Annotated in this window: 7 protein-coding genes; 4 read left to right on the top strand and 3 right to left on the bottom strand. The window is 74.0% G+C overall.

The genetic code is table 11. The annotated features are described in order from the left end of the window. Positions 1–199: 199 nt before the first annotated feature. A complete protein-coding gene (locus tag ABWI07_RS43320) occupies positions 200–1,507 on the top strand; it encodes a hypothetical protein (protein WP_353822124.1) in 1,308 nt (435 codons plus the stop codon). A 382-nt stretch (positions 1,508–1,889) separates the two neighbouring features. Here ABWI07_RS43320 and ABWI07_RS43315 read toward each other — a convergent pair whose 3' ends face one another. Further along, the gene (locus ABWI07_RS43315) at positions 1,890–2,621 is read right to left on the bottom strand and encodes an SDR family oxidoreductase (RefSeq protein WP_353822123.1); all 732 of its coding nucleotides are present in this window, start codon (positions 2,619–2,621) and stop codon (positions 1,890–1,892) included. A 95-nt stretch (positions 2,622–2,716) separates the two neighbouring features. Between ABWI07_RS43315 and ABWI07_RS43310 the strand changes: the two genes are divergently transcribed. After that, entirely contained in the window at positions 2,717–3,547 is an 831-nt protein-coding gene (locus ABWI07_RS43310) for a LysR family transcriptional regulator (protein ID WP_149263857.1), read from the top strand. Between the two features lie 393 nt (positions 3,548–3,940). On the opposite strand, the gene ABWI07_RS43305 is transcribed toward ABWI07_RS43310, so the two are convergent. Next, positions 3,941–5,335, bottom strand: coding sequence for a pyridoxal phosphate-dependent decarboxylase family protein (locus ABWI07_RS43305; protein WP_353822122.1), 1,395 nt, complete (start codon positions 5,333–5,335; stop codon positions 3,941–3,943). 61 nt (positions 5,336–5,396) lie between these two features. On the opposite strand from ABWI07_RS43305, the gene ABWI07_RS43300 reads away from it, so the two are divergent. Beyond that, on the top strand, positions 5,397–6,809 hold the full coding sequence (locus ABWI07_RS43300; protein WP_353822121.1) for an aminotransferase-like domain-containing protein: 1,413 nt from the start codon (positions 5,397–5,399) through the stop codon (positions 6,807–6,809). Positions 6,810–6,834: 25 nt separating this feature from the next. Here the strand turns inward: ABWI07_RS43300 and ABWI07_RS43295 are convergent, their stop codons facing one another. Further along, entirely contained in the window at positions 6,835–10,125 is a 3,291-nt protein-coding gene (locus ABWI07_RS43295) for a DUF4132 domain-containing protein (RefSeq protein WP_353822120.1), read from the bottom strand. A 49-nt stretch (positions 10,126–10,174) separates the two neighbouring features. Here ABWI07_RS43295 and ABWI07_RS43290 point away from each other — a divergent pair. Further along, positions 10,175–12,423: WD40 repeat domain-containing serine/threonine protein kinase (locus tag ABWI07_RS43290; RefSeq protein ID WP_353822119.1), on the top strand; the 2,249-nt coding region annotated here is incomplete at its 3' end.

Raw genomic sequence — 12,423 nt, 5'->3', positions numbered from 1 at the left:
TGGTCTTCTTGGTCGTTGATCCATCTACCGGAGACCTCACTCATCTCCAGACACGACATGCCGACCTGGGACAAGACTTCCTAAACACGGCCTAGGCCGTGGGATCCCGCCCAGTCCCGAGTGATCGCCGGGAACGGTCGCTATGACCGCCACGTCCTATCCGGGGTTTCGCTGGGAAATCACCTCGCAAGGGATGGGCGTGAGGATGCAGAGCGTCTGGGTGGGCGAGAAGCGGTTAGGCCTGATGACCGTGTCGGGTTTCCAGGACGTTCCAGGGCTCGGCCTCCTTCCCAAGGGCAGGGTGGTGGGAGGGCCCGGGATCGCACGGGGCGCCCGGGCGCGACTGCTTCGGCACGGCACGGTGATCGCCGAGGATCTCCGTATCGGCGCCCTGATCAAAAAGGCCGGCATCGGGTCTGGGCTGGAGCCCAGGGAACGGGTCGGCATCCTGGAAAGGTGCATGCCGGCCATCGGCCACCGGCACGTCCTCAAGGGCGATCAGATCCAGGCCTACGTCCGCGCGGAGCCCGCGGGGGTCGGTTCCGACCTTGTTCCGGGGTACCAGGACCCCTTGCCGGAGCACCGGCGCGGGCTCGGACGAGCCGAGGTCCGCGAGGTCGCCGGCGATCCCCTGGCCGGGCCCGTCGCGCGGGCCGTCGTGACCGACGGCAGGTTGGCGGTCGGTGACCGAGTGCGGGTCGTGCGCGACGGACGGCCGGTGGCCGAGGCGCTGCGCCTGCTGGCCCTCGCGGACGGCAACGGCGGACCGGAGGACGACCTTTTGCAGGGAAGCACCGGGACCCTGTACCTGGGCCATCCCGATGTGCGTCCCGGAGACGTCGTCCAGGCATATGACGTTCCGCCCCCGCAGCGAACCGAGGAACGCAAGCAGATCCTCACCGTCCTGCTGGCGGGGTCGAATGCCTTGGTGGCCACGGCCCGTGTCCAGCCGGTCCCGAGTTCTCCCCACGGAGGGCAGGAACTGGCCGTCGGGCACCGCGCGCGGGTGCTGCGCGATCGGGTCGTCGTGGCCGACGGTCTGACCATCGGCGATGTCCGCGAGCCGGGCCTCCTCCAGACAGTGGCCGTCGACTACGGCTCCAAGGCGCGGGCCGGCTGGCTCGATGTCGGCGTCGACTTCCCCGGCCTCCGGAACGGAGACGAGATCGAGCCGTACGAGGTCGTCCCCGCCGACCACGAGCCGGCACCGCAGATCAAGCGGCCCGAGAGCAGGCGATTCATGGTCGGCGTCACGGTGGTGCTCGGCGCCGTCGTCGCCCTGTTCGGTTCTTTGGCCGTCTGGGCAGGTGTGACGGCGTGGCAGTCGTTCCGGACGCCGCCTGCGGACGACACCGGCTTGGACGGGGGTTCGGCGCTGGGCCTCACTCTGTTCTTCACCGCGATCACCGCCGTGTTCGCCTGGATGCTCGTCATGGGCCACCGTCATCAGCGTCGGCGGCGCGAACATGCACGACGGCGAACCGGCCCGCGTCGGTTCAGGGGCTGAAGGCGGGGCGGGTCGGGTCGTTCATGCCGTTGACCGGGGCGATCGTCGTGCACCGGGACACCTCCGTCAGGCGGTCCGCGGCCTCGGCGGGCAGGTCGAGCGCGAGGCCCGGGCGCTGGCAGGCGCCAGCGACGCCGGGGCGGCGTTCTTCGCCTTCTTCACCCGCGTCGTGGCTGATGCCACCGACAAGAAGATGCTCGTGGACGCCCTCGCTGACCCGACCCGCCGCCTCGTCAGGCGTTGCTCTTCAGCACCTCAACGAGACTCCGAAGACCCGCCCGGCTCATGCGGTGTCGCGGCTGCAGCGGCCGGTCAGCACGCCGCCCGAAGCCCGGGCCGCTGCAGATCGGGGACGCGGGTTTCGTACGGGCTGGTCGGCGAGTTACCAGGGCACCACGCCGGCGTCTTCGAAGAAGGAGCCGGTCGGGCCGTCGTCGGGCAGGGTGGCCAGGTGGATGGCTATGGCGGCGCCTTGTTGGGGGGTGCGGATGCCGCGGAAGCCGTTGAGGTCGGTGGCGCAGTAGCCGGGGCAGGCGGAGTTGATCAGGATGTCGGTGTCGTGCAGTTCCTTGGCGTACTGGAGGGTCACGGCGTTGAGGAAGGTCTTGGAGGGCGCGTAGGCGGCGGAGATCGGGCCTACGGCCTCCGCGGCGGACTGGGAACTCTGGCGGGTGAGAGACCCGACGCTGCTGGACATGTTCACGATTCGCGGTGCGGCGGACCGCCTGAGCAGCGGCAGCATGGCGTTGGTGACGCGGACGACGCCGATCACGTTGGTCTCCACGACCGTTCGCATGGTCGCGGGGGCGACGGTCGTGGGCGTCTGCGGCATCCCGCCGGTCACCCCGGCGTTGTTGACCAGCGCGTCGAGCCGTCCGAAACGCTCGGAGAGCAGGGAGGCCGCCGCGGTGACGCTCTCGTCTGAGGTCACGTCGAGGGGTACCGCGAACGCGTCGACCCCCTCGGCGCGGAGTTTCTCGACGGCCTCCGAGAGCCGCTCCGGGGACCTGGCCCCCACGCCGACGGTGTGGCCGAGGGCGCCGAGCCCGAGGGCGATCTCGTATCCGATTCCCTTGTTGGCGCCGGTGATCAGTGTGATCTTCTGTTCGCTCATGACCCGAATCCTGGCCGGTACGGCCGAGAGCACTCCAACACCGCCTGGGTAGCACTCGATACCCCACGGGTATTGATCCCGGGTACGGTGAGAGCATGGAGACGCGGGAGCTGCGGTACTTCGTCGCCGTCGCCGAGGAACTCCATTTCGGCCGCGCCGCCGAGCGCCTCGGGATCGCCCAGCCGCCCCTCTCGCGAGCGATCAAGCAGTTGGAACGCCGCCTGGGCGTTCAGCTCTTCGAACGCACCAACCGTACGGTCGCACTCACCGAGGCCGGAAAGGTCCTGCTCAGAGAGGGCCGGGCCGCCCTCGACGCGGTCGACGCCGCCGCCCGCCGCACCCGCCGCGCCGCCGCCGAGGAGCCGAAACTGGTGCTGGTCACCAAGGCCGGGGCGTCGGGTGAACTGCTGCCGAAACTCCTGGACGCCTACGCCGCCGAGCCCGGCGCGGTCGCCGTCGAGGTCCTGCTGTGCGGGATCGGAGAGCAGGAGCGGCTGCTCCGCGACGGCCGTGCCGACGTGGGCCTGCTGCACAGGCCGTTCGACTCGACGACCGGCCTGGACATCGAGGAGCTGAGCACCGAGGGCCAGATCCTGATCCTGCCGAAAGGCCATCCCCTCGAAGGCCGTACGGACCTGCGCATGGCCGACATCGCCGGCCTTCCGCTGCCGCGCTGGCCGCGCTTCGACGGCGGCTACCCCGACGGTCCGGGACCCGAGGTGCACGACCACGCCCAGCTCCTGCAACTGGTCGCGCTGGGCAGGGCGGTGGCACTACTGCCCGAAACCGCCCGGAGCCATCTCCGCCGCGACCTGGCCTTCGTGCCGATCCTGGACGCGCCGACCGTCACCACCGTGATCGCCTGGCCGCCGCACAGCCGCTCCCTGGCCCTCGCCGGCCTGATCCAGACGGCCACCCGCCTTTAGAGCCGACCTCATTCGGCAAGGCACCGGTAGCAGACGCCCATCAGGCGTCGCTCTTGAGCACCTCAACGAGACTTCCGAAACCCGCCCGGCTCATCACGACCCGGGCACCGTCAGGATCCTTGCTGGCCGGGCGGGGATGTGCCGGTTACCTGGCGCCGTGTGGTGACGCGAAGTTCGCCGCTGATCAGATCGACGCTGTGCTCAGGCACAAGATGTTCCCGGCCGCCTGGTGGTCGCGGGAGCGATGTCAGGCGGCCGGGGGCGGGCGGGTGGTCTCGGGCGGCGGTGTCGGCCCCACGCTTCGTCACCGCCGATCTGCCGTTCCCCGCGCCGCACCGCACCGCCCGGCGGATATCGCCCATGGCGGTGCAGGTGGTCAAGCTGCCGAGACGCCTAGGGTGCGGGAGCCGGACGGCCCAGCGCGTTCCTCAGTGCCTCGGTTAGGCGGTGGACGTCGTGCTCGGTGGTGCGCCAGTTGCTGAAGGCGGCCCGGAGCGCGGGTACCCCGGCATAGGTGGTCGGGGTGAGGAAGGCCTCGTCCTTCAGGTCGGCGGCGAGGTCGGCGAGCCGCTCGGCGGTGGGGTCCTCTGCCAGCGTGAAGCAGACGACGTTCAGGCGGACCGGTGCCAGCAGGCGCAGTCCGGGGATCGTCTCGACGGCCTGGCCAAGGGCGTGGGCGCAGGCGATGTTCCGCTGGACGATCTCGCGGTGCCCGTCCCGTCCGTAGGCCCGCAGCGTGAACCAGGCGGCGAGGGCGCGCAGGCGGCGGGAGTTCTCCGGGGTGAGGTGGACGGGGTCGGGCGTCTCGCCGAGCGGGCCGAGATAGGCGGCGGCGTTCTGGAACACCCGGGTCTGGAGGCGCCGGTGGCGGGTGAACTGCACGGCGCTGTCGTAGGGGACGTTCAGCCATTTGTGCAGGTCGACGCAGATGGAGTCGGCGGCGTCGAGTCCGGCGACCAGGTCCGCGTGGCCGGGCGACAGCGCCGCGAAGGCGCCGAAGGCGGCGTCGACGTGGAGCCAGAAATCGTGGCGTTCCCGCAGCGCGGCGATGGCGCGGAGGTCGTCGAAGTCGACGGTGTTGACCGTGCCGGCGTTGGCCACCACGATCACCGGGCCGCCGGCCTGGGCCAAAGCCCGCTCCAGCGCCTCGACATCGACCGCTTCCCGGCCGTGCAGAACCGGCACCTGAACCAGCGAGGCGCGGCCTAGGCCGAGGAGCGACAGGCCCTTCCCGATGCTCGAATGCGGGCTGCCGGACAGGACGCGCACCCGCCCCAGTGCCGCCGCGCCGTCCTCCGCCACGTCGACGCCCGTGCGCTCGCCGAGCCACTCGCGGGCGATGGCCAGGCCCACCGTGTTGGACATGGTCGCGCCGCTGACGAACGCCCCCTGGTGCGCGGCGCCGAGACCGAACAGCTCGCGCAGCCAGCCGACCGTCCGGCGTTCGAGCTCCGGGCCCGCGCCGTCGAGCGCCGACGTGGGGTTCTGGTCGGCGGCCGCGGTCAGCCAGTCGCCCGCCAGCGCGGCAGGCGTGACGCCGCCCGTGACGAAGCCCAGGTAGCGGGGCCCCGCGCTGGCGGACAGCAGCGGAGCCCACTCGCGGGTGAACTCCGTGAGCGCCGCCGCCAGCCCGGCTCCCTCCTCGGGGAGCGGTTCGGGGTCGGGCAGGCGCAGCGGCGGGACGACCGGCTGCTCGTGCAGGCGGCCGAGGATGTCGTTCGCGCTTAGGCCGACCGTCCGCAGGAGATCCGCGAGCCCGGCGAGATCAGCGGCGAGGCGTGGATGCATGGGTGGAACGGTAGCCAGGGCGGCATCCGAAATCCTGGTCCAATACTGGCAAACTGGACCAATGCGTACTACCGACCTGCAGTTGGCCGCGGCGCTGGGCGCGTGGCGAAGACCGGGCGTGGCGCTGGCCCGGGCGCTGGCCGACGCGGTCGGCGACGCCGCCCTGGACGGCCGGCTGCGGGTCGGCTCCCCGCTTCCCGCCGAACGCCGTGCCGCCGCCGCGCTCGGCGTGAGCCGGGGCACCATGACCGCGGCGCTGGACATCCTCCGCGCCGAGGGATGGGTCGACACGCGCCGCGGCAGCGCGAGCACCCTGCGGCTTCCGCCGGAGGCGGCGATGCGCGTCGCCCCGACCTCGGCCGTCGGCGAGGACGGCGTCATCGACCTGCGAAGGGCGGTTCCGGCCGCGCCCCACACGGCGTACCAGCAGGCGGTGCTGAGAGCGGTCGAGCGTTCCGGCCCGGTCCTGGCCGAGAGCGGGGAGGCCGGCCCCGGGCTGCCGGAGCTGCGCTCACTGATCGCGGACCGCTACACGGGGGAAGGGCTCGTCACGCGGCCCGAGCAGATACTGGTCACCGCGGGGGCGCGCGCGGCCCTCGCGCTGCTGACGGCGCACCTGCGTCCCCGGGCCGCGGCCGTGGAGATCCCCACCTATCCCGCCGTGCTGGCCGGCTTCCGGGACGCCGGAACCCGCCTGGCCGGCTGCCGGGTCACCACGGGCGGCTGGGACCTCGACCAGCTCGACGACGCGTTCCGGGTCGCGGCGGGCGGGGTGGCCTACCTGGTCCCCGACTTCCAGAACCCGACCGGCGCGCTCATGCCGGACGCCGCCCGGCGCACCGTGGCGCGGCTCGCCGAACGGCACCGGGTGACCGTCCTGGTGGACGAGACCATGCGCGACATCGATCTGCGCGCGGCACCGGAGTCGCTTGACCGGATACCCCGCGCCGTCCTCATCGGATCGGCGGCCAAGACGGTCTGGGCCGGCCTGCGGGTCGGCTGGATCCGCGGAACGGCCGCGCTGGTCGGCGAGCTGGCCCGCCATCCGCTGTGCGAGCCGCTGTCCGCGGCGCCGACGCAGCAGATGATCGCCGCCGAGCTCCTCCGCGACCCCGCGCCGGTCCTGGACCACCGGCGGAGGGCCCTGCGGCGGCAGCGCGACCACCTGAGCGGGCTGCTGGCAGGAGACGACCGCTGGCGGTTCACGGTCCCTCCGGGAGGGCTCGCGCTCTGGTTGCGCCTGACCGACGTGCGCTCCGACCTCGTGACGGCCCGGGCCCGCGCGCACGGGCTCGAACTCGCACCCGGACCGTCCTTCGCGGCCGACGCGACCTGCTCCCACCATCTGCGCCTGCCCTACACCTCGCCGATCGCCACGCTGGACCGCGTCGCGGCCGTGCTGGACGGCGCGTGCGGCGGCCAAGGCCCGGAGGCCCCGGGTCGGGGCCACCGGGAGGCGCGCTCCGGTCGGTGAGCCGCCGCTCAGGTGGTCGTGCCGCTCATTTCTCGGCCTTCTCGGCGAGGGCGGTCAGGTCGGACAGGATCTCGGACGCCATGACGGGGTGCAGCTCGCCGAACGTCAGCGGCGTCCCCTTGCTGGGCCAGAAGTCGTCGGGTTCCGGGGCGAGCCACACGTAGTCGAGGACCTGGTGGTCGCCGGTGGCGTCGAGCGCGCCGACCGCGAAGCCGGGATCGAGGTCGATGACGACGTACTGCTGATCGTCGACGCGCCGGTAGATCCACCGTTCGACCCCGGCGTCCAGCGGCGCGCCGCGCTCCCAGCCCAGCTTCACCAGCCCGAGGACGTCGCCGAAGGGCAGCTTGAGGCCCTCGAACCGCTTCAGCCGCCCGCTGCCGCCCTCCTGCTCGGTCAGCGCGAAGACCGGGCGGGTGAGCTGCGGGAACGGCTGTGTGATCTCGTAGTCGGCGAACACCTCCGTCCACGCCTCCGCCGCGCCGCCGAGGTCCAGCGGGTGGGCGATGCCGACGCGCGCCGACTCGGGGAGGGTGAACGCGTCGTCGTCGGCGTCGGCGAGCGACCGGTCCTCGGCGATGCGGAACGCGGTGGTCCTGCCGCCGTCCTCCGCCAGCCAGACCAGGCGGCGGGCGACGTGCCAGACGAGCGGGTGCCGGACGAGGTGCTCGCCGAACTCGGCGGGCGTCCAGCGGCGCCGCGTCACCATCGCCTGCTCCAGCCTGCGGATCTGCTCGGAGGCGACGGTCCGGACGTCCTTCTTGAGCCCCGCGAACGCCTTGTAGGCGGCGGGCGCGAGTTCCGGGTCGTCCTTGGCGCCGGGCTTGGGGAGGGACTTGCGGCGCTTCCCGTCCTCGTCGGCGACGAACGGCTTGAGCTGCTCGTCGAACCGGACGAGGAAGCGGCGCGGCCCGTAGTCGAGGGCCATGCCGCCGTCGGCGTCGAGGCCGAAGTCGGGGACGAGCCGGTCCGCGAGCTGGTCGGTGGTCAGCCCGAGCCGCTCGGCGACCTGCCGGATCCGCTCCTGCGCCTCGTACTGGAGGCCTTTGAACTTCACCTTCTGGGCGATGCCGTGCAGGTGCATCAGCGCCACGTCGGTGCCGATCTCGGCGAGGACGCCGAGGCCGTTGACGGCGTTCTTGTGCCCGCCCTCCCCCGGCCACGCCCGGATCACCGGGGTGAGGAGCCGGACGGTCTCGTCGTCGCCGGTGCGGCCGAGCTGCCGCAGGGCCCAGGCGTCCTTGGACGGCTTGCCTGCGTCGAGCCACTGCCGGAACAGCGCCCACCCGAACTCGGCCACCGAGCCCGGCGCGCACGCCTCCGCCAGCTCGTCCATCCCGTGGGGGGTCGGGAGGGCGAGCAGCTCGATCAGGCGGCTGACCGCGTCCAGGGGAAGGGCGCGGTCGCGGCCGCGCAGCAGCACCTGCGGGAGCGGCGCCGGATCCGCCCAGGCGCCGATCTTGGCGGGCTGGTCGAGGCCCGTCTCCGCCGCGGGCCGGGACAGCAGTTCCCCGATCGCGTCCGCGGCCTCGCCGCCATGGGCGTCGCGGGCGGCGGCCGCGACCGCGTCGGGGCCGTGCGCGTCCAGCAGGTGGCGGAGGGCCGTCTCGGCGTTCCGCCAGTCCTTGGCCTTCTTGCCGAGCGCCGCCGGGACCAGGAAGGGCACCGCGTCGAGCCCGTGGCGGCCGAACCACTCGCGGGCCGGGTCGAGAAGCGCGCCGCGCTTGGCGAGCCCTTCCGCCATCAGCATCGCCACGCGGCCGTCCAGGTAGGGCATCAGCGGGGCGGAGGAGTAGCCCGGGTTCGCCTTGGCCATCCGGATGGCCGCCGGCAGGGCGTCCATCTCGTAGCGGGCCGCGAGGAGCCGCGTCCACGCGTGAGCCCATCGGACGGCGTAGCCCTCCCAATCGGGCAGAAGCGGACGGATCAGATCCTCCGGCCCGTGCACCATCAACTGCACGGCGCCGGTGCGGTGGTTCCCCGTCTTGTAGCCCTCGACGAGCGCCTCCCAGTCGGTGCTGTCCGGCTCGCCGATCCCCGGGTCGGTTTGGAGCCACTCCTGGCGCTCGCCGTCCAGCCACCCGAGCCGCGGCTCCGGGACGGCAAGACCGGTCAGGGCGGGGCGGCGCGGACGCAGCCACGGCGGGTCGGTGAGCACGGCGGGCAGTTCGTCCGGCGCCGCCGCCGGGACGCGGGCGGACGCGGCGGAGGCGCGGCGGACGGCGTCGGCCACGTCGTCCGGCAGACCGGGCAGCGCGGAGGCGACCAGGTCGGCGTTGGCCTCGACGTGGGCGGCGAGCAGGTCGTCGGCGCCCGCGCGGGCCAGCAGCCGCAGCGCCCGCACCGGGAACCGGCGGGCGGCCTCCCCGAGGGCGGCCCGGACGTGCTTGCGGTCGAGCCGGTCGAGCAGCGCCTGGAACGCCTCGTCCGTCGGCAGGATCGCGACCGTCTCGAAGATGCGCTTGCGGTCGTCCGACGCCAGGTTGCCTCCGTCCGCCTCGGCGAGCAGGAGGGGCAGGACGCCGGGGCCGATGCCGTCGGCCATGCTGGCCAGCAGCCCCCGGGTCGCCCAGCCCCAGTACAGGTCGCGCGCCGGATACGGGGCGTCGAGCTGCTCCGGCTTGCCGAGCGCCGACATCACCATCCACAGCAGGGTGTGGTTGCGCGCCGGCGGCGGCGGGACGGCGCAGCACTCGTCGACCCAGTCCTCCCGCGTCGGGACGAGGTACGACACCAGCCAACGGGTGCACCAGCCGGTCCTGAGGGCGGCCAGCCGCTCGACCGCGTCCGCGTACTCGGCCTCGGGCGCGACGGCCAGCAGCCCGCGGACGCGGCGCGCCTCCTCATCCGGGATCTTGGGCAACCTGGCCTCATCCGAGACGCGTCGGGCGCCGACCCGGGTGCCGCCGCCCCCTCTGGTCGCCTCCGTCCTGCTCAGTTCGACCAGCGCGCACGCCGCGAACGCGACCCCGTGCTCGGTGACCCATGCGTCGACGAACGCCCGGTGCGCCCTGTTCTTCTCGTCCAGGCCGTGCACGCGCACCACCGTGACGGCCGCGATCGCCGCCGCCCCGGCCGGATCGGCACGGCCGTCCAGGTGCCGCCGCGCCGCCTCGGTCAGCTCGGGCTCCCCTTCGCCGCCCTTGAGCAGCGCCTCGACCGCCCCGGTCTGCTCGATGAAGCCCTGGACGGCCCGCGCCGCCGAGCGGTCCACCTTGATCTTGGGGCCGGGCGCGCCGCCGCGCCGCGCGTGCAGCGAACGCCGCCAGGCGTCCGGGATCACCAGGTCGTCCTCGCCGGGGAGCTGATCTTCCATGCCGCCCAACCGTAGAGGGGCGCGCCGACAAATCCGTAGGATCCGGGAAATGATCGACTCTGGGGGCGCGCGGACGTGGCGGCGCGGCGACGTCGTGCTCGACCTCTACGAGGTCCTCGACGTGGTGGCGAGCGGCGGGATGGGCCTGGTCTACCGGGTGCGGCACCGCGGCTGGGACGCCGAGCTGGCGATGAAGGTGCCCCGTCCGGAGCTGGTGGGATCGCCGGACGACCTGCGCGCGTTCGAGGACGAGGCGGGGACCTGGGTCGGGCTCGGCCTGCACCCGCACACGGTGAGCTGCGCCTACGTACGCCGGCTCGACCCGCTGCTCGGGGTGTTCGCCGAGTGGGTGGACGGGGGCAGCCTCGCGGACGCGGTCCGGGACGGCCGGCTCCGCGACCCCGACCCGCGGCGCGCGACGGCCCGGATCATCGACGTCGCGATCCAGTTCGCCTGGGGGCTGGACCACGCGCACCGCAGCGGCCTCGTCCACCAGGACGTCAAGCCCGGCAACGTGATGCTCACGCGGGACGGGACCGCCAAGGTGACCGACTTCGGCCTGGCGAAGGCCCGCGTCCGGGCGGGCGAGGACGGCGTGCGGCGCCCCGACGCCGACCCGCTGGTCAGCTTCGCCGGGCTGACCCCGGCGTACTGCTCGCCCGAGCAGGCGCTCGCGGCGGAGGGCCGCCGGACGCCGCTCACCCGCGCGACCGACGTGTGGTCGTGGGCGCTCAGCGTCCTGTCGATGTTCACCGGGGGCCCGCCGGTCCGGTTCGGCGCGCTGGGCGGGCGGGCGTTCGAGGAGTTCGCGGCGCGGGCGACCGGCCTGCCGCCGGATCTGACCGCCCTGCTGGGCGCGTGCTTCCGGCCCGACCCGGCCGCGCGGCCGGACCGGATGGACGAGCTGGCGGACGCGCTCGCCGCCGTCTACGCGCAGGTCGCCGGCGTCCCGTACCCGCGGGCCCGGCCCCGTCCCGCCACGCTGCTCGCCGACGGCCTGTCGAACCAGGCGCTGTCCATGCTCGACCTCGGGCACCCCGCCGAGGCGGAGGCGCTGTGGGAGCGGGCCCTGGAGACCGATCCGCACAACCCGCACGCGGTGTTCGACCGGGGCCTGCACCGCTGGCGCGCGGGGCGGCTGACCGACGCCGAGCTGCTCGCCGAGCTGGAGGCGGTCCGCGCGACGCACGACGGCGACTGGGTCGGCGACCACCTGCTCGGCCTCGTCCACCTGGAGCGCGGCGACCCGGCCGAGGCGACGGCGTTCCTTGAGGCGGCGGTCCGGCGGGCGCCGCACGCCCCCGAGCCCGCCGCCGCGCTGGAACGCGCCCGGCGCCTGCGCGCACCAGGGCCGCCGGTCGTCCTGGAAGGGCACGCCAACGGCGTCAACGCGCTCGCGCTCGGCCCGGGCGCGGCCATGGCGGTGAGCGGCGGGCGGGACGACTCGTCCAATCCCCCGCCGGGCTCCGAAGGCGGCACCGTCCGGCTCTGGGACCTCGCCTCCGGGCGCTGCCTCCACACGCTGCCGGCGCATCCGGGCGGGCTCGCCGGCGGGGTGGGCGCCGTCGCGCTGAGCCCCTGCGGCCGGTTCATGGCCTCGGCCGGCGCGGACGGCGCCCTCCTTCTGTGGGACGTCCGCGCGGGGCGCGTCCTGCACCGGTTCGAGGACCATCCCAGCAGGGTCGCCTCACTCGGTTTCTCCGAGGACGGCTCGCTGCTGGTGTCGGCCACCGAGGGCGGGACCGTCCGCGTGTGGGCCACGCTCGGCGGACGGTGCGTGCACGCGCTCCAGAACGAGCAGGACCTCGGCCGCGGCCACGGGACCGCCGTCGCGGTGACGGGCGACGGCGCGCACATCGTGAAGTGGGAGCCGACGACGATGCGGCTCCGCGTCTGGGAGACCGGAACCGGCGGCCTGGTGCGCACGATGCCGCTGCCGGGGGCGACCGTCGCGCTCGGCCCCGGCGGGCGCGTGGCGCTGGCCGTGTCGGACACCGAGCAGCGGCTGGTGGACCCTCTCGCGGGCCTGCCGCTGCGGACGGTCCGCTTCCCCGTCGGCCGGGGCGCGCGGTTCGGGGTCAGCGGCGACGGGTCGCGGGCGCTGACCGGCGGCCTCCAGCTGTGGGACCTGGACGGGGGCCGCTGCCTGCGCACCCTGCCCGGCGACGGCGGCTCCCTGACCGTGCCCGTGCTGAGCGCCGACGGGCGCGTGGGGCTCACCGCGGCGGGGCGGCACGCCCGGGGCCGCGCTCAAGCTCGACCCGGCGGCGGGCGACGCGCTCGCCGAGAAGGTCCGGG

Source organism: Actinomadura sp. NPDC000600 (genome assembly GCF_040492135.1).
Classification (GTDB): Bacteria; Actinomycetota; Actinomycetes; order Streptosporangiales; family Streptosporangiaceae; genus Spirillospora.
This window is presented reverse-complemented; position numbering and strand designations above follow the sequence as displayed.